The organism is Aeribacillus composti (assembly GCF_031760945.1).
In the GTDB taxonomy this organism is placed as follows: Bacteria; Bacillota; Bacilli; order Bacillales; family Aeribacillaceae; genus Aeribacillus; species Aeribacillus composti.
Genome location: NZ_CP134501.1, coordinates 368,986 through 385,000, shown reverse-complemented (window position 1 = coordinate 385,000; position 16,015 = coordinate 368,986). Strand labels below are relative to the sequence as shown.

Annotated in this window: 16 protein-coding genes, 10 tRNA genes and 2 rRNA genes (1 of these 28 cut by a window edge); 1 reads left to right on the top strand and 27 read right to left on the bottom strand. The window is 41.5% G+C overall.

Annotated features, from left to right (window positions below):
- The 13 genes from RI196_RS02030 to RI196_RS01970 all read right to left on the bottom strand — a co-directional run.
- Nucleotides 1-956 (bottom strand): 23S ribosomal RNA (locus RI196_RS02030); it reaches 1,976 nt to the left of the window's first position.
- Nucleotides 957-1,094: 138 nt separating this feature from the next.
- Nucleotides 1,095-2,648: ribosomal RNA gene (locus RI196_RS02025) — 16S ribosomal RNA — on the bottom strand.
- The 16S and 23S rRNA genes sit together here with 10 tRNA genes alongside, the layout of an rRNA operon.
- A gap of 73 nt (nt 2,649-2,721) precedes the next feature.
- Nucleotides 2,722-2,795, bottom strand: a tRNA-Gly gene (locus RI196_RS02020).
- 210 nt (nt 2,796-3,005) lie between these two features.
- A tRNA-Pro gene (locus RI196_RS02015) sits at nt 3,006-3,079 on the bottom strand.
- Nucleotides 3,080-3,083: 4 nt separating this feature from the next.
- Nucleotides 3,084-3,160, bottom strand: a tRNA-Arg gene (locus RI196_RS02010).
- A 53-nt stretch (nt 3,161-3,213) separates the two neighbouring features.
- Nucleotides 3,214-3,299: transfer RNA gene (locus RI196_RS02005), tRNA-Leu, on the bottom strand.
- Nucleotides 3,300-3,304: 5 nt separating this feature from the next.
- A tRNA-Leu gene (locus tag RI196_RS02000) sits at nt 3,305-3,386 on the bottom strand.
- A 6-nt stretch (nt 3,387-3,392) separates the two neighbouring features.
- A tRNA-Lys gene (locus RI196_RS01995) sits at nt 3,393-3,468 on the bottom strand.
- A gap of 19 nt (nt 3,469-3,487) precedes the next feature.
- Nucleotides 3,488-3,562: transfer RNA gene (locus RI196_RS01990), tRNA-Gln, on the bottom strand.
- Nucleotides 3,563-3,681: 119 nt separating this feature from the next.
- Nucleotides 3,682-3,753, bottom strand: a tRNA-Glu gene (locus tag RI196_RS01985).
- Nucleotides 3,754-3,761: 8 nt separating this feature from the next.
- A tRNA-Ser gene (locus tag RI196_RS01980) sits at nt 3,762-3,852 on the bottom strand.
- Between the two features lie 4 nt (nt 3,853-3,856).
- Nucleotides 3,857-3,931: transfer RNA gene (locus RI196_RS01975), tRNA-Asn, on the bottom strand.
- A 134-nt stretch (nt 3,932-4,065) separates the two neighbouring features.
- A complete protein-coding gene (locus RI196_RS01970) occupies nt 4,066-4,524 on the bottom strand; it encodes a SprT family protein (RefSeq protein ID WP_063388239.1) in 459 nt (152 codons plus the stop codon).
- Between the two features lie 169 nt (nt 4,525-4,693).
- Here RI196_RS01970 and cmpA point away from each other — a divergent pair, with 169 nt between their 5' ends.
- Nucleotides 4,694-4,807, top strand: coding sequence for a cortex morphogenetic protein CmpA (gene cmpA / locus RI196_RS01965; RefSeq protein WP_094245000.1), 114 nt, complete (start codon nt 4,694-4,696; stop codon nt 4,805-4,807).
- 143 nt (nt 4,808-4,950) lie between these two features.
- Here the strand turns inward: cmpA and RI196_RS01960 are convergent, their stop codons facing one another.
- From RI196_RS01960 to acpS, 14 genes are all read right to left on the bottom strand, one after another.
- Nucleotides 4,951-7,107 (bottom strand): Tex family protein, encoded by a 2,157-nt coding sequence (locus RI196_RS01960; RefSeq protein WP_066247056.1) that lies wholly within the window; start codon nt 7,105-7,107, stop codon nt 4,951-4,953.
- A 98-nt stretch (nt 7,108-7,205) separates the two neighbouring features.
- A complete protein-coding gene (locus tag RI196_RS01955) occupies nt 7,206-7,805 on the bottom strand; it encodes a PP2C family serine/threonine-protein phosphatase (RefSeq protein ID WP_311066800.1) in 600 nt (199 codons plus the stop codon).
- Entirely contained in the window at nt 7,802-8,587 is a 786-nt protein-coding gene (sigB, locus tag RI196_RS01950; protein WP_063388236.1) for an RNA polymerase sigma factor SigB, read from the bottom strand. The genes RI196_RS01955 and sigB overlap by 4 nt, the downstream gene beginning before the upstream one ends.
- Nucleotides 8,553-9,035, bottom strand: a complete 483-nt coding sequence (gene rsbW, locus RI196_RS01945; protein ID WP_278342289.1) for an anti-sigma B factor RsbW — start codon at nt 9,033-9,035, stop codon at nt 8,553-8,555. Before rsbW ends, sigB begins: the two co-directional genes overlap by 35 nt.
- Entirely contained in the window at nt 9,035-9,358 is a 324-nt protein-coding gene (locus RI196_RS01940; RefSeq protein WP_063388234.1) for an anti-sigma factor antagonist, read from the bottom strand. Before RI196_RS01940 ends, rsbW begins: the two co-directional genes overlap by 1 nt.
- Nucleotides 9,359-9,418: 60 nt before the next feature.
- Entirely contained in the window at nt 9,419-10,426 is a 1,008-nt protein-coding gene (locus tag RI196_RS01935; RefSeq protein WP_066247065.1) for a PP2C family protein-serine/threonine phosphatase, read from the bottom strand.
- 9 nt (nt 10,427-10,435) lie between these two features.
- On the bottom strand, nt 10,436-10,837 hold the full coding sequence (locus RI196_RS01930; protein WP_063388232.1) for an anti-sigma regulatory factor: 402 nt from the start codon (nt 10,835-10,837) through the stop codon (nt 10,436-10,438).
- Nucleotide 10,838: 1 nt separating this feature from the next.
- Entirely contained in the window at nt 10,839-11,201 is a 363-nt protein-coding gene (locus tag RI196_RS01925) for an STAS domain-containing protein (protein WP_063388242.1), read from the bottom strand.
- Complete coding sequence (gene rsbRA / locus RI196_RS01920) at nt 11,201-12,034, bottom strand: RsbT co-antagonist protein RsbRA (RefSeq protein WP_130158217.1); 834 nt, start codon at nt 12,032-12,034, stop codon at nt 11,201-11,203. The genes RI196_RS01925 and rsbRA overlap by 1 nt, the downstream gene beginning before the upstream one ends.
- A 377-nt stretch (nt 12,035-12,411) precedes the next feature.
- On the bottom strand, nt 12,412-12,762 hold the full coding sequence (gene ndoA, locus RI196_RS01915; protein WP_063388230.1) for a type II toxin-antitoxin system endoribonuclease NdoA: 351 nt from the start codon (nt 12,760-12,762) through the stop codon (nt 12,412-12,414).
- Nucleotides 12,763-12,766: 4 nt separating this feature from the next.
- Nucleotides 12,767-13,048, bottom strand: coding sequence for a CopG family ribbon-helix-helix protein (locus tag RI196_RS01910; protein ID WP_063388229.1), 282 nt, complete (start codon nt 13,046-13,048; stop codon nt 12,767-12,769).
- Nucleotides 13,049-13,195: 147 nt separating this feature from the next.
- Nucleotides 13,196-14,350, bottom strand: coding sequence for an alanine racemase (gene alr, locus RI196_RS01905; RefSeq protein WP_311066799.1), 1,155 nt, complete (start codon nt 14,348-14,350; stop codon nt 13,196-13,198).
- 113 nt (nt 14,351-14,463) lie between these two features.
- Nucleotides 14,464-15,480, bottom strand: a complete 1,017-nt coding sequence (locus tag RI196_RS01900) for a LolA family protein (protein WP_201108609.1) — start codon at nt 15,478-15,480, stop codon at nt 14,464-14,466.
- A gap of 123 nt (nt 15,481-15,603) precedes the next feature.
- Complete coding sequence (acpS, locus tag RI196_RS01895; protein ID WP_063388226.1) at nt 15,604-15,966, bottom strand: holo-ACP synthase; 363 nt, start codon at nt 15,964-15,966, stop codon at nt 15,604-15,606.
- Nucleotides 15,967-16,015 lie beyond the last annotated feature (49 nt).

Below are 16,015 nucleotides of genomic sequence, written 5' to 3'. Positions count from 1 at the left end.
TTTGACTGAATTCGGTAACCCGATGGGGGCCCCTCGTCCAATCAGTGCTCTACCTCCAAGACTCTTCCCTTGAGGCTAGCCCTAAAGCTATTTCGGAGAGAACCAGCTATCTCCAAGTTCGATTGGCATTTCACCCCTACCCACACCTCATCCCCGCACTTTTCAACGTGCGTGGGTTCGGGCCTCCAGCAAGTGTTACCTTGCCTTCACCCTGGACATGGGTAGATCACCTGGTTTCGGGTCTGCGACCTCGTACTATTTCGCCCTCTTCAGACTCGCTTTCGCTGCGGCTCCGCCTTTCGGCTTAACCTTGCACGAAATCGCAACTCGCCGGTTCATTCTACAAAAGGCACGCCATCACCCGTTAACGGGCTCTGACTACTTGTAGGCACACGGTTTCAGGTTCTCTTTCACTCCCCTCCCGGGGTGCTTTTCACCTTTCCCTCACGGTACTGGTTCACTATCGGTCACTAGGGAGTATTTAGCCTTGGGAGATGGTCCTCCCTGCTTCCGACGGGATTTCACGTGTCCCGCCGTACTCAGGATCCACTCGGGAGGGAACGGAGTTTCGACTACAGGGTTGTTACCTTCTCTGACGGGCCTTTCCAGACCTCTTCGTCTACCCCGTTCCTTTGTCACTCCTTAATCGAGTGTCCTACAACCCCAAGAGGCACGCCTCTTGGTTTGGGCTGTTCCCGTTTCGCTCGCCGCTACTCAGGGAATCGCTGTTGCTTTCTCTTCCTCCGGGTACTTAGATGTTTCAGTTCCCCGGGTTGCCCTCCATACCCTATGGATTCAGGTATGGATACTGCCCCATTACGGGCAGTGGGTTCCCCCATTCGGACATCTCCGGATCGACGCTTACTTACAGCTCCCCGAAGCATTTCGGTGTTTGTCCCGTCCTTCATCGGCTCCTAGTGCCAAGGCATCCACCGTGCGCCCTTTCTAACTTAACCGTTTCTTCCTAACATGAGCGATCTATTCGTGAATGTCTTTCCGTTATCCAGTTTTCAAAGAACAATCAAGAAGGATATGATCCTTCAAAACTAAACAAAACGGAAAAGCGTACCCTATTTCAATGTATATATCCTTAGAAAGGAGGTGATCCAGCCGCACCTTCCGATACGGCTACCTTGTTACGACTTCACCCCAATCATTTGTCCCACCTTCGGCGGCTGGCTCCCGTAAGGGTTACCCCACCGACTTCGGGTGTTACAAACTCTCGTGGTGTGACGGGCGGTGTGTACAAGACCCGGGAACGTATTCACCGCGGCATGCTGATCCGCGATTACTAGCGATTCCGGCTTCATGCAGGCGAGTTGCAGCCTGCAATCCGAACTGAGAGTGGTTTTTTGGGATTCGCTCCACCTCGCGGTTTCGCTGCCCTTTGTACCACCCATTGTAGCACGTGTGTAGCCCAGGTCATAAGGGGCATGATGATTTGACGTCATCCCCACCTTCCTCCGACTTTTAGCCGGCAGTCACCTTAGAGTGCCCAACTGAATGCTGGCAACTAAGGTCAAGGGTTGCGCTCGTTGCGGGACTTAACCCAACATCTCACGACACGAGCTGACGACAACCATGCACCACCTGTCACCCTGTCCCCGAAAGGGGAACGCCCTATCTCTAGGGTTGTCAGGGGATGTCAAGACCTGGTAAGGTTCTTCGCGTTGCTTCGAATTAAACCACATGCTCCACCGCTTGTGCGGGTCCCCGTCAATTCCTTTGAGTTTCAGCCTTGCGGCCGTACTCCCCAGGCGGAGTGCTTAATGCGTTTGCTGCAGCACTAAAGGGTGGATACCCTCTAACACTTAGCACTCATCGTTTACGGCGTGGACTACCAGGGTATCTAATCCTGTTCGCTCCCCACGCTTTCGCGCCTCAGCGTCAGTTACAGGCCAGAGAGCCGCCTTCGCCACTGGTGTTCCTCCACATCTCTACGCATTTCACCGCTACACGTGGAATTCCGCTCCCCTCTCCTGCACTCAAGTTCCCCAGTTTCCAATGGCCGCTCGCGGTTGAGCCGCGAGATTTCACATCAGACTTAAGGAACCGCCTGCGCGCGCTTTACGCCCAATAATTCCGGACAACGCTTGCCACCTACGTATTACCGCGGCTGCTGGCACGTAGTTAGCCGTGGCTTCCTCGTCAGGTACCGTCAAGGTACCGCCCTGTTCGAACGGTACTTGTTCTTCCCTGACAACAGAGCTTTACGATCCGAAGACCTTCTTCGCTCACGCGGCGTTGCTCCGTCAGACTTTCGTCCATTGCGGAAGATTCCCTACTGCTGCCTCCCGTAGGAGTCTGGGCCGTGTCTCAGTCCCAGTGTGGCCGGTCACCCTCTCAGGTCGGCTACGCATCGTCGCCTTGGTGAGCCGTTACCTCACCAACTAGCTAATGCGCCGCGGGCCCATCCTGCAGTGACAGCTAAAAGCCGCCTTTCAACCGAAAACCATGCGGTTTTCGGTGTTATCCGGTATTAGCTCCGGTTTCCCGAAGTTATCCCAGTCTGCAGGGCAGGTTGCCCACGTGTTACTCACCCGTCCGCCGCTAACCTAAAGGAGCAAGCTCCCTTCGGTCCGCTCGACTTGCATGTATTAGGCACGCCGCCAGCGTTCGTCCTGAGCCAGGATCAAACTCTCCAAAAAAAGTTTGTCACCAAATGCTCTTTTAGAATCAACAGGCACGCTTTTCGTTTTGTTCAGTTTTCAAAGATCATTTTGGAGCGGGTGATGGGAATCGAACCCACGACATCAGCTTGGAAGGCTGAGGTTTTACCACTAAACTACACCCGCGCGAAAATATTTGTTTTTCTATTTAGATGATAAACACGCATTTTCCATGCCTCTTCCTCTTCCAGCATTGTTCGAGGATGTAAATGCGTCGAGGCAACTCGCAGATTATTCATTGAAGTGTCGCTCGTGGCTGAGGTTTTACCACTAAACTACACCCGCATATCTTAATTTATTCATGCAATTTTGCTTTTAAGCCTTTATTGATCAAAATCGGGAAGACAGGATTCGAACCTGCGACCCCATGGTCCCAAACCATGTGCTCTACCAAGCTGAGCTACTTCCCGTATATGGCGCGCCCGAGAGGAGTCGAACCCCTAACCTTTTGATCCGTAGTCAAACGCTCTATCCAATTGAGCTACGGGCGCATTCCACAGGTTTTTTATTGTAACTCACTTAAAATATGATGTCAACACTTTTTTGGTGCGGTAGAGAGGACTCGAACCTCCACGGGGTCGCCCCCACTAGGCCCTCAACCTAGCGCGTCTGCCATTCCGCCACTACCGCGAATATGCGGGTGGAGGGACTTGAACCCCCACGCCGTAAGGCGCTAGATCCTAAGTCTAGTGCGTCTGCCAATTCCGCCACACCCGCATTAAATGGTGAGCCATGGAGGATTCGAACCTCCGACCCTCTGATTAAAAGTCAGATGCTCTACCGACTGAGCTAATGGCTCTTATTATTTTTATAATAAGTGGCTGGGCTAGCTGGATTCGAACCAGCGCATCACGGAGTCAAAGTCCGTTGCCTTACCGCTTGGCTATAGCCCATCAAAAAGTCACAAAATTTATTGTAACATTTTTTGAACGCTATGTAAAGACTTTTTGTTTTGGATTTTTTAAAGTTAGAAATAGGAAGTTTTTCAACTTCCTATTTCAGCGAATATGAATGACCCGTACGGGATTCGAACCCGTGTTACCGCCGTGAAAGGGCGGTGTCTTAACCACTTGACCAACGGGCCATTTTTCATGGCGGAGAAGGAGGGATTTGAACCCTCGCGCCGCTTACACGACCTACTCCCTTAGCAGGGGAGCCCCTTCAGCCACTTGGGTACTTCTCCAAATTGGCTCCGCAGGCAGGATTCGAACCTGCGACCGTTCGGTTAACAGCCGAATGCTCTACCACTGAGCTACTGCGGAATGAAGAAAAAATTGACGACTGTAACCATTGTAATGAGCATTTATAATTTTGTCAACAGTTCGTTACATATTGTTTTTCGCTGCCATCCAATTAGCGACGGCTTTTATACTTTATCATATCTTTCTCCTTTTCGTCAACCATTATTTTTATAAAATTGAATTTTTCCTCCGCACTTTCCGCATAAATATCGTTCTGGGTTCATTTTTCTACGGCGAATAAAAGTGCTCATACATGATAGGCATTTATAAATATAAATAATATTATTTTTATTTTTTTCTCTTAATGGTGTGCAAAATCTAGGTGCACCTACTTTTTTTAAAAGCATTTTAAAGTCAGAGTCCCGATGCCGAAAACCTTTTCCTTCGATATGAAGATGGTAGTGGCAAAGTTCATGCTTAATAATCCCTATTAATTCGTCCATTCCGTATTGTTCATAATATTTTTTATTCACTTCAATATCATGGCTGTTTAATAAATATCTTCCGCCTGTTGTTCGAAGACGGTGATTAAAATACGCTTTGTGAACAAATTTTTTCCCAAAAAAGGATAGTGAAATTTGCTCCACAAGTTTTTGAAGCTGGTCATCATTCAATGTACTGCACCTACTTTAAAAACATGTTGAACAGGACAACAACTTAACGCATACAATAAATATTACTACATCTAATCGGACTCACATATTTTATTTTAGCATATGCTTTTTTTCTTGACCATAAAATGGCAAGCCAAAAAGAACAATACATCCAAGGAGGTATTAACCAATGCCGAATTGGCTTATAAATCAAATGAAGAAAGCATATTATGAAAAAAACGTTTATCAAATCAAGTTATTAAATCAATGCTGGTATTTCTATAGAAAAAAGCACTGCTCATAATTCAACAGCTCTCAAAGAACAGACTAACTTTTTTTCAAAATTTTTGGTTGATAGATCGTTGTTTGCTTCCATCAGCATGCAATATAAGGTTGATAAAAAAATCAGCTGTCGACTTTGCCGACAGCCGTGATTTCTGTTGTTATTTATTTAACCATTGTTAAAGCGACTCTTCCTTTATCAACATCAACTTTTTCCACCCAGACTGTCACGATGTCCCCAACCGAAACAACGTCCAAAGGATGCTTTACATATTGTTTGCTTAATTTTGAAATGTGCACAAGTCCATCCTGTTTAACGCCGATATCAACAAATACACCAAAGTCTACTACGTTTCGAACCGTTCCTTGCAGCTCCATTCCTTCTTTCAAGTCTTCAAGCTGCAGCACATCTTTTTTCAAAAGAGGTTTTGGAACTTCATCACGAGGATCGCGCTCCGGTCTCATTAAAGCATCGCATATATCCTTCAATGTATATTCGCCAATATGCAAGGCTTTTGAAGTTTCTTGAATATTCAGCGATCTGATTTTATCTTTCAACAGTTCTGTACCGATATCATCGACTGTCAATGAAAGGCTTGACAGCAGTTTTCTAGCGTCTTCATAGCTTTCAGGATGAATGCTCGTCCTGTCAAGCGGATCGTCGCCGTCCAATATTCTTAAAAAGCCGATACATTGCTCATACGTTTTCTCCCCAAGCCGTGGGATGGATTTTAAATCGTTGCGATTCACAAATTTTCCAATTTCTTCTCTTCGTTTCACAATATTATGAGCCACTGTTTTTGATAATCCAGATACGTATTGCAACAGAGACGGCGAAGCAGTATTTACGTTGACACCGACTTGGTTGACAACTGTTTCCACAACAAACGTTAAAGAGTCATGCAATTTCTTTTGGGATACATCATGCTGGTATTGACCAACACCGATTGATTTAGGATCAATTTTCACCAATTCAGCAAGCGGATCTTGAAGCCTTCTAGCAATGGATACTGCGCTGCGTTCTTCGACTTCAAGATCTGGGAACTCTTCCCGGGCTAAATCAGAAGCTGAATAAACACTTGCTCCCGCCTCGTTAACAATTAAATAATAAATATCTTCTTTTAATTCTTTTATTACATCTGCAACAAATTGTTCTGTTTCTCTTGAAGCTGTTCCATTGCCGATAGCGATTACTTCAATTTGGAAGCGTTGAATAATATCGATCAGCTTTTGTTTTGATTTTTCTATTTCATTTTTTGGCGGATGAGGATAAATCACATCAATATAAAGAACTTTTCCAGTTTCATCGACTGCCGCAAGCTTGCATCCTGTACGGTAAGCCGGGTCGATTCCTAAAACGATCGTTCCTTTTAATGGAGGTTGAAGGAGCAGTTTTCTTAAATTTTCGGAAAAAACACGAATGGCCTGATCTTCAGCTTTTTCAGTCAATTCTTTTCTAATCTCCCGCTCAATCGAAGGCTGTATGAGCCGTCTATACGCATCCTCCAACGTTTCAATTAAAATATCAGCAGCAATTGTCCTTTGATCCGAAACAACTTTTTTCTTCAAATAGGCTACTATTTGTTCTGTCGGCGGCTCGATTGCCACCCTTAAAATCCCTTCCTTCTCCCCTCTGTTTAACGCCAAAACACGATGGGGAACGATTTTTTTGATCGGTTCTTCATATTGGTAATACATTTCGAATACTTTTTTCTCATCTTTTTCTTCGTCTTTACACGTTGAGACGACCATACCTTCTTTCAACGTTTGCTCCCTTATCCATTGCCGATAATTCGGATCGTCTGAAATCCATTCTGCAATAATATCTTTTGCACCAGAGAGAGCATCTTCAACCGTATGGATTTCTTTCTCTTCATTGATGTATTTTTCGGCTTCTTCTTCAATCGATCCCGCTAGCGGCAAGGAATATATCCATTTGGCTAAAGGCTCAAGCCCTCTTTCTTTTGCAATCGTTGCTTTCGTTCTTCTTTTTTGCCGGTATGGCCGATACAAGTCTTCAACTTGCTGCAATTTTTCAGCCGCCAGTATTTCATTTCGCAAAGATTCTGTTAGTTTTCCTTGTTCCTCAATTAACCGAATAACTTCTTCTTTTCTTTTTTCAAGGTTTTGTATGTATTGCCAGCGTTCACTAATGTTTCGTATTTCCACTTCATTTAAAGCGCCTGTTTGTTCTTTTCTGTACCGCGCAATAAAAGGAACGGTGTTGCCGTCTTCAAGCAATGCAATGACATTTTGAATTTGTTTGGTGGATATTGATAATTCGCTGCTTAACATTTGAAAAATTTTCTCATTATTTAACATTCTTTAGCCTCCACTACTATTTCCATCTACATAAACATTTTATCAAAAATTTTTTCAACATAAAAAGACAACCGTTATCCATCCGATTGTCCCAACAATTAAAAAAGCTGCCCGATTATATAAGTTAAATCATCTGTCCGATCGGAAAGAAATTTATTGAAGCCTTTCGCAATCTCGTGAATAGAAGAATGATCTTTTAACGCCGTTTTAATGTTTGAAGCAAAAAGGCCATCAGTGTGAATAATAAATTTTGACCCTTTTTCATATGAAAAAGTTCGGATGCGATATTTCTTCATTTTACCAGGTAAATATCCAGCGGTTGGAATTGGATAAATGTATTCCCCAGAAGGCAAATATAAGATGAAACGAACGTTTCCTACCGAGCCGTATGTAATAGTTTTGTCTACGAAATCCACTTTTAATATTCCGACTGTCGCGCCTCTTTTACCTTTTAATTTCTTATGGCACTGTTTAAAAATCTCATGTACAGTTTCCTGCTGGTATTGCTTCACCGTTTGGCATATGATTTCAGATGATTCACGCGCAGCTTGTCCACTTCCCAACCCATCTGCGACAACACAAACAAATCTATGCTCGTCCGTACAGGTGAAAAAACTGTCTCCACAATAAGCACTGCCTACTTTTCCAACCTGACATGTCAAAAATTGAATATGTTCAGTTTCTTGATATTGAATCATTGCCCTATCTCCATTGGATCAGCGTGAACAGCTTTTTTTAATTTTTTTAATGCTTGGCGCAATAGTCTGGAAACATGCATTTGGGAGATACCTAAAATTTCACCTATTTCTTTTTGACTGCGGTTATGATAAAAAGAATGTAGAATAATTTCTTTTTCTCTCTCAGTTAAAACGTGCATAATGTTTTCAATAGTCAGTTTTTGAAGAATGCGTTCAAAGCCCTCGTCTTTTTGTCCGACAAGATCTAAAATGGTGACCGCGGTTCCATCCGGTCCAGCTTCTATTGAGTGATCAACAGAAAGCGTATGATAGTTTTTGACCATTTCCATAGCTTCCAAAACTTCTTCCTCAGCTGCTCCTAAATATTCTGCTATTTCCTTGACCTTCGGAGAGCGCTCCAGCTGACTCGTCAACTGCTCCACCGCTGCATTTATTTTTGGTCCAAGTTCTTTCATTCTGCGGGGCACATGGACGCTCCACGTTTTATCCCGAAGATAGCGTTTGATTTCTCCAATAATCGTTGGAACAACAAACGCATCAAATGATTTCCCAACTGTTGGGTCGAAGCGATCAATCGCTCCCAATAAACCGATCATCCCGACCTGTACCAAATCCTCCTGATACATTTTCGAACTTGAGTACTTTTTTGCCAGTGCAACAACAATTGGCTGATAAAGTTCAATAATTTGTTCTTGTGCTTTTTCATCTTTATTTTCCTGAACTTGACGAATGAGTTCATGGATTTCGTTATTGCTTCGTTTTTGACCATGAGGTTTGTTCATTTCTCATTCGCTCCTCATTTAAAAGCTTGGACATCTTGACAGTTACTCCTGAGTTCATATCGATTGTCACTTCATCCATGAGCGTTTTAATTAGAAACAAACCTAAACCGCCCTCGCTCAATTTTTCAATCGGCATGGAAGGAGAATAAGGCCCGGTGTTTTCTTTCATTTTTGATAAATCGAAATTTTTTCCATCGTCTGAAACAGTGATCTCTAATCGATTTTCGAACAAGCTGAAGCCGATTCTCACTTCACCGTTTTCATCATGACCGTAGGCATGCTGCACCGCATTTGTACACGCTTCACTGACGGCAATCTTTAAATCTTCAATGTCATCATATGTGTACCCCATTCTATTGGCGATACCGGATAGAGTCAATCTGACAATCCCTATATACTCAGTTTTCGCAGGTATTTTCATTTCAATGTAATCAATACATTTATCCATTAATCCTCACCTTTTCTTGAAATCTCGATGATGCTGTCCAAACCGGTAATATGAAATAAGCGCTCCAGCCGCGGCGACAAATTTGTCAATTTCAGCTTTCCGCCTTGTTTTCTGACCGTTTTCAACAATCCGACAAAAACTCCTAATCCGGTTGAGTCCATATATTCAACATCTTTTAGGTTGACTTCAATAAAAGGTTCGCTTTCCTCAGAAATGGGCGCAAGTTTATTTTTTAGCGCTGGCGCAGTATAGGCATCAATCTCTCCTTTTAGATGCACATACGAAACCTTTTTTTCCCTTTTAATATCAATTTCAAGATTCATTCTGATCCCCCTCATAAAAGACAAAATCATCCATTCACTTATACCCTTTTTCGAAGCCGTTTAAACATTTTTTTTCATAATGATTAAGGTGAAATCATCCCGCAATTGAAAACCTTGCATTTTCTCAAAATCTTTATAAATATTTTCTACTATTTGCTGAGCAGGCAAATGTAAATGAGCTCGGATGGCGCTCGTCACTGCAGCTCTATCAATAAATCCTTCCTTCGTTCTTGTTTCAGTTACTCCATCTGACAAAAGAATAATCATATCGTTTTGGAAAAGATTTAATTCATATTGCTCATATTTCACTTGCCGGTCAACACCTAAAACAAGCCCTTTTGATTGAAGGTCATAAAAGTGATCCTCGCTGGCGCAATAATAAAAGCCCGGTTCATGTCCTGCAGATGCATATGTAATCTTATTCGTCCGAAAATCGTACTTACCAAAAAACATGGTAATAAACATATTGACATCGATGTTTTGTTCAACAACTCTATTTAAATTTTCTAATATGTAACTCGGATTTTGCCTTGATTCCAGGAGGCTGTCCATCGCATATTTAATCATTGATATACACAATGCTGCAGGTATGCCTTTGCCTATGACATCCGCAATCGCAACGCTCATTGTGTTTTCATGTTCTGCAAACTGGTAATAATCTCCGTTCATAATTTTGGCAGGAACGCTGATGACCCCTATGTCCAATTCTTCGACTTTTGGAATATTTGTTTGCAGCAGTGCCTGCTGTACGTTTGCTGCAATTTCAATTTCGGATTTCAGCTCAAGCTGCCTGCCCCTCAAAAATTGATGTTCTTGATAAGCCAGACCATAACCAACCATTACCTCCAATAAAAAGTCAAAGGAATCTAAAATCTTTTTTGGTATGTCTGGAAATAATTCTTTTAAAACTTTTAAATGGATGTTGATGATTTCCTCAGGCGGTATTTTATGTTCAATTGCTTTCCAACTGAAGCGCTGCCCTTCATATAAAGCTTGTTCGGTCAGTTCTTGAATGTAATTTGCTAACATCTCTTTATATTTCATTTGAATATCATCATCAAACGCCATAAAATCCTCCTAACGAAGCCATTTCACCACTTGTACAACGGTCCCTTCGCCTGTCTTTGAGTCGATATAAAATTCGTCCATTAAGCGCTTAACACCGGGCAATCCAGCCCCAAGTCCTCCTGACGTCGTAAATCCATCCTCCATTGCCTTGCGAATATCAGGAATTCCCGGCCCATGATCAGAGGCAGTAATTTTAATTCCTTTTTTTTCTTTTTCTTCAATTTTATCGATGTAAATTTTCCCACCATTTGCATAATGATAAATGTTCCTTGCTAATTCTGATATTGCGGTGGTAATCCGGGCTTGGTCCACTGCGCCGAATCCAAGTTCTTTCGCAGCATGACGACCCAATTGGCGGGCAGCCACAATATCCCATTCGTTCATAATCATTACACAGGATTGGCCATCCATTCTAATCCTCCAGCTCCTTAAGCAATTCCAGCCCTTTTTCCAAGTCAAGCGCAGTATGAATATCTTCCAGTTCAATGCCTAATTCGATCAGCGTAATAGCCACAGCAGGCTGAATACCTGTCAATACGACCGTCGCCCCCATTAACTTAGACATGTTGACACAGTCCCCTAAAATCTTGGCGATAAATGAATCAATGACATCAACGGAAGTTAAATCAATGACAACACCTGTTGCTCCTGTTTCATGAATTTTCTTTAATAAATCTTCCTGAAATTGCATCGCTGTTTTGTCGTCCAGCTCCCACTGTATTGAAATTAATAGATTATTATACAGTTTTAAAATAGGTATTTTCGACGTTTTCATCATCTGCGTTCACCCATTGAAACAATTTTTCGATTGGTCATTTCAAGCGCAGCTTCGATGCCTTTTTGAAGGGTATTTTTCGTTGTAATTTGACTTAAATCAATGCCTAGATTCACTATCGTTTGCGCAATTTCAGGGCGAATGCCGACAAGCAAACTTTTTGCTCCTACAAGACGAACTGCTTCTGCAGCTTGTATAATGTGATGGGCTACCATCGTATCCACAACAGGCACACCGGTTATATCAATCAGCACCACTTCAGAACGATATTTAACGACCCCTTTTAATAAATTTTCCATAATTCTTTTGGCACGGTCCGTATCAATCGTTCCAATCAATGGCATAACAGTGATGCTATCAAAAACTGGAATCAACGGCGCAGACAATTCTTGCAGAGCCATTTTTTGGAGATTAATGGTTCTTTCATATGAAGAGGTATATTGCAGAAATACTTCCCGATTAACCGGTGAGGTAACTTTCTCTATCTCCGATAATAATTCAAGCGGATCACCCGGTATTTGTTTCTCAAGCAATTTAGCAAATAATATTTTTTCAAAAGTATGTAAGCATTGAGCAATTTTGTCCATTGGCCAGTCAAGCTGGACAATCCGTTTTGAAAATTCATGAATTTTTCTGGAAAATTCATCTTCTTTGTTTTTGCTCCATTCGATGAGAATATTCACATATTCTGCAGCAATTGCTTGATCAATTTGATCAGACTCAGCGGAAATTGATTGGGCATCAGCCTTGTTGAAGCGATCAATCCAATCCTTCATAATCTCGTCTCGATGCATTCGGATAAATTCAACTATTTCAGAAATTTTCAGTGACATGTTGCATGTCTCCTTTCAAAAACTTTGCCTTTTCAACTTTTATAGAAAAATAAAAAAAATTATAGATATGTTCCCGTTTTTATCATTTTTCTTCCACAATATCTGCTAATGCTGTCGCATGCATTGCTTACAGCTATTTTATAAAGGGAATGCGGCAAATCTTCCTTTCACTTCTCGACTATGGAAGATGCTGTTTTTAAATGCTTCGTCGTTTAAAAAAGCGAATGCAGCTTGTCAGCACGTCTGTTCATTTTTGCGCAAAAATCAAAAATACCACAGTTTCGCAACTGTGGACATTTTTTCAATCTTATTTATTTTAAACATTCTACCTGCAGGCAGTCCTTTTGAAAAGATCGTTGAAATATACGTAAAAAATATTAGAAATCGATCAGCCCTAAACTGATTTGTAAGGCATCGTCCACTTTATCCATCATTTCATCATCAAGATGGGTAATTTTATCCGTTAACCGTTGTTTATCAATCGTTCTAATCTGCTCAAGCAAAATGACCGAATCCCGTTCAAATCCATATTTTTTCGCATCAATTTCAACATGAGTCGGCAATTTTGCTTTTTGAATTTGTGCTGTAATAGCGGCTACGATCACCGTTGGACTAAAACGATTCCCTATATCATTTTGGATAATTAAAACTGGACGAACGCCGCCTTGCTCTGAACCAACTACAGGGGATAAATCAGCAAAATAAACGTCGCCGCGTTTAACAATCAAAAGATTACCCCCCGCTAACTAAGCGTTCAACGGTGTGTTCAGCCTCATACTCTGCCAGAAAAGCCTCCGATGCAATATTTAGATTGATCTTCGCCATTTCCATATAACCGCGTCTCATTGACTCGCGAATTTGGCGTTTTTTACGCTCTCTCAAATACATTTTCATTGCTTGATAAATAAATTCACTTCTGTTTCCGTTTTCCTGTTTCACGATTCCATCTAATTCAGAAACAAGTGCTTGTGGCAATCGAACAATAATTTCCGTTGTTGAGCTGGATTCAGACACCAAAATACACCTCCACCGTTCCTACAAAGCCGAAATCATTTTATTCCAATATTAATATTAACATTTATATTCGTTGAAGCAAAGCCATTTTTCAAATAATTTCTTCAATATTATCGGCATTGATATGAATATTTTATTCAAGTTTCTTCATTTTTCAGTAAGCAGAGGATTTCTTATGTTTGTTTTGCCTCCATTTCTTATATAAATCCGAGGAACCCGCCAATTGATCATGCATGGAATTTCATAATTAATCGTTTCCAGCCGTTTAGCCACTTCATCAACTGAAATCATGTCATTGCCTTGTGAACCGATAAGTGTCACTTTTGTCCCGACAGGTTTTTTTTCCGGAAGCTTAATCATCAGTTGATCCATGCAAATGCGCCCGATAATAGGAACGCGCCTTCCATCGACAAGAACTTCCGAACCAGTCAATTTTCGAATCCATCCATCAGCATAACCGATTGGAACCGTACCAATCCATTCCTCCTCTTTCGCTGCGTATGTTGCTCCGTAACTTACTTTTTCCCCTTTTTTTATTTTTTTAATATGAACAATCTTTGAATGTAAAGAAAAGGCTTCATATAACGGAAAAGGCAGCGTGCTTTTGATAAATTCCGATGGCGCCAAACCATACATGGAAATGCCAAAGCGAACCGCATTAAAAGTTTTTGTTGGAAAGCGAAGAGTCGCAGCACTGTTTGCACAATGAATAATCAAACCGTCTGTATCCACGATTTGCAATAATTCCAGGAAACGTTCATATTGCTGTTCAAAATATTCTGTATCGTGTTCGTCTGCTGTGGCAAAATGAGTGAATATGCCTTCTAATCGAAATAACTGCTGTCCCTTTATGAGCGAAATGGCTTGTTCGAGTTCTTTTTTATCTCTTATTCCGATCCGTCCCATACCTGTGTCTAATTTCAAGTGGATGTTGACTGATGTTTTTCCTAAATATTTTCCCGCACTTTCCAGCCATTCAGCTGAATAGGCAGTCACACTTATCCCATTTTCTCCTGCAACTGTAACATCTTCTGGTCTTACCGCTCCTAAAACGAGGATAGGGGCCTTTATTCCTGCTTGTCTCAATTTCAATGCTTCATCTAGAAAAGCGACTGCTAATTTAGCCGCACCTGCTGACAATGCTGCTTGGGCAACTTCCACATCTCCATGACCATAAGCATTAGCCTTCACAACAGCAATAATTTCAGTTTCATTCGGCAAATGTTCTTTTAATCCATGAATGTTCGCTTCAATATGATCTAAATTAATTTCTGCCCATGTATCTCGGAAATAGTTCTGCATCTTAATTTCATCTCCAACGATATCGTTTTGTTTATTTTATATCACTGTTTCTTTTTAAACAATAGTACATAAAAAAGGCGGCAGAAGATCGTTTCTTTTGCCGCTCAATTTTACTACTTCCCTGATTGGCTTTGTACAGAACGAGCAACTGCAATCATTTCTTTTTGCGTCAGTTCGTTTGAAGCGAGCATATAATCCACACCATTATAGGTCCATGTTAAAGAATTGTCGGTCAGCGCCCCAACTGCAAACCCTAAATCGACCAGCTCTCCACTGACAAATTCTGAAGAGGTAACTGGTGAAACTTCCGCAAGCTCCTCAATAAGAGTAAATGATTTTTCGCCTCCGTAAGTTAATACTACTCGTTTTCCACTATCTGTATTCAGCTCCTTTTCTTGGACGAGATCGACACCTTCCGGCAAGTCTTCCTTAAGCGGATAAAGAACAGCAAATTGTTTGTTCGCTGATTGAGCCAAAACAGGAATATCCACTTGGGCATTGGACATCGTTTTTTCTATTTCAAAGGCATTTTTATCAAATTTTGGATTCGATTCAAAATTGGAAAATTCAACAGAAACGAGCGCATTCCGATCAACATCCATCACTTTCACATATGAAGGTGTCAAATTTTTCTTATGAAATGCAATTTTTTGGTATGGGAGCATTTGATTGTTTTGATAATTGGTTTTTGTTTCAAATACATAGTTCTTTTCCCCGACTTCGAATTTCGCTTCTTTATCCTTCAATATATCTTGGACAAGCGATTCATACAGGTAAGCTTGACTCGAATTTTGCGGCCAATTGCTTTGGAAACGGAAGCTTTTGTTCAAAGCAGGAGTCAGAACAAATACCCCATCATCATTTCTTAAAATAATCTGGCTTTGATCCCTGTCATCATTTTTTAATAGCACTCGATAATAATGGGGCTTTTTGTGCCAAATTTCCACTTCATACACATGCGGCTCTTCCGCTGTTTTGATCGTCATTTTGGCGTTCACCTTATAGCCTTTTAATTCTTCAATTTTTTTGTTCAATGCACTTGAAACGTCTTCTTTTGATTTTACGCCACATGCAGATATTAATCCCACAAAAAGCAGACAGACAATCACGAGCTTTACGCCTCTCGTCAAATTTTTCAACCCCTTTGCCTCAATTAGCGTCACTAGGAAGTTTTGAAGAGTCAGTGAACAATTTCTGACTTGTCTCCCCTACCGCATTACAACTATATGAGGCAAGGTCAGCAAATATGCAGACTAGCTTGACAGGCTTTCAATGATTACTTGTGCAGCAGCAAAATTTTTTGAATGAGTGATTGTCACAAACACCCGGTCTGATGTAATATTTTGCACAATGATCGGTTTCCCTTTTTCATCATGTAAAATTTCAATATCTAAAAAGCCCACTGTCTTTCCGATTCCTGTCCCTAATGCTTTGCTAAATGCTTCTTTAGCGGCAAATCTGCCTGCCAAAAACTCCAATTGTCTTGAATCCCGCAATTTATTAAAGATTTCCTTTTCGCGAAACGATAAGATTCTGTCAATAATGTTGGATCTCCGCTCCATAATATCTTTCATCCTGTCCATTTCAACGATATCAAGTCCAATCCCAACGATCACACCATCACATCCCTTTAATTTTCTACTGTACTATTTATAAATTGAAAAT

Excerpts from the sequence above, each read along its gene's own strand:
- alr (WP_311066799.1), bottom strand. The coding sequence starts at position 14,350 with ATGCAGAACTATTTCCGAGATACATGGGCAGAAATTAATTTAGATCAT.
- RI196_RS01955 (WP_311066800.1), bottom strand. The coding sequence starts at position 7,805 with ATGATTCAATATCAAGAAACTGAACATATTCAATTTTTGACATGTCAG.
- RI196_RS01930 (WP_063388232.1), bottom strand. The coding sequence starts at position 10,837 with ATGGATGGCCAATCCTGTGTAATGATTATGAACGAATGGGATATTGTG.
- sigB (WP_063388236.1), bottom strand. The coding sequence starts at position 8,587 with ATGAACAAACCTCATGGTCAAAAACGAAGCAATAACGAAATCCATGAA.
- rsbRA (WP_130158217.1), bottom strand. The coding sequence starts at position 12,034 with ATGTCACTGAAAATTTCTGAAATAGTTGAATTTATCCGAATGCATCGA.
- RI196_RS01925 (WP_063388242.1), bottom strand. The coding sequence starts at position 11,201 with ATGAAAACGTCGAAAATACCTATTTTAAAACTGTATAATAATCTATTA.
- RI196_RS01935 (WP_066247065.1), bottom strand. The coding sequence starts at position 10,426 with ATGGCGTTTGATGATGATATTCAAATGAAATATAAAGAGATGTTAGCA.
- RI196_RS01960 (WP_066247056.1), bottom strand. The coding sequence starts at position 7,107 with ATGTTAAATAATGAGAAAATTTTTCAAATGTTAAGCAGCGAATTATCA.
- RI196_RS01940 (WP_063388234.1), bottom strand. The coding sequence starts at position 9,358 with ATGAATCTTGAAATTGATATTAAAAGGGAAAAAAAGGTTTCGTATGTG.
- cmpA (WP_094245000.1), top strand. The coding sequence starts at position 4,694 with ATGCCGAATTGGCTTATAAATCAAATGAAGAAAGCATATTATGAAAAA.
- rsbW (WP_278342289.1), bottom strand. The coding sequence starts at position 9,035 with ATGGATAAATGTATTGATTACATTGAAATGAAAATACCTGCGAAAACT.